A 648-nucleotide genomic window follows, 5' to 3' on the forward strand; every position below is an offset into this window, starting at 1 on the left:
ACCCCTTGTAAAATCAATGGATATCAACTTAAAAATACAGTTGTATACATAAATAATACTATTGTATACTTGTATTGATTCAATAAATGAGCCCCTCTATGAAAGAAAATGACGTCATTACCTTACGTATTTCAGAATATGAGCGGGAGTACTTAAATAAAATTGCACATCAATTTGATTTACAAAAACGAGGCTCATCAGATATTTCGCCAGCAAAAGCATTAAAATTTCTTTTAGAATTTTGCCTGCATAATGAAATTTCACCACATAAAAAAAGTGAAAATCCATTGCAAGATATAAGAAAAATGATTGAACAAATTCATGCATCCATACCCCATTTGATGTATCACAATCATTATCAAAGCTTAGTTATTTCATCCAATATTAATGACGATTCCTTGAAGGAAATAAAACAAAAAACCATCAAATATTTAAACGATAATTTCTCAGGATTTCAGAATAATTCTTATAAAGAAGTTCGGTTTAAAATGAACGGAATTGGACTTAAAACAATACCTATAGAAGAAGGTGAATCGTTATGGAAATAACTATTGATGTTGGTGCAGATACTCTTCATTCGTTGAATAAAATAGCAAAAACAAATAACACCGAATTAAATATAACTGCAGCAGAAATGCTATCATTTGG

1 protein-coding gene is annotated in these 648 nt (G+C 29.3%); it reads left to right on the forward strand.

Features of this window, described 5'->3' with window-relative positions; all coding sequences use genetic code 11:
• Positions 1-98 precede the first annotated feature (98 nt).
• On the forward strand, positions 99-548 hold the full coding sequence (locus A8O27_RS18230; protein WP_058460617.1) for a hypothetical protein: 450 nt from the start codon (positions 99-101) through the stop codon (positions 546-548).
• The last annotated feature ends 100 nt before the right edge of the window (positions 549-648 follow it).

Origin of the sequence: Legionella bozemanae (assembly GCF_001648595.1) — a bacterium.
Taxonomy (GTDB): Bacteria; Pseudomonadota; Gammaproteobacteria; order Legionellales; family Legionellaceae; genus Legionella; species Legionella bozemanae.

What these genes read in the sequence shown, in the direction of transcription:
- A8O27_RS18230 (WP_058460617.1), top strand. Translation starts at nt 99, where the DNA reads ATGAAAGAAAATGACGTCATTACCTTACGTATTTCAGAATATGAGCGG.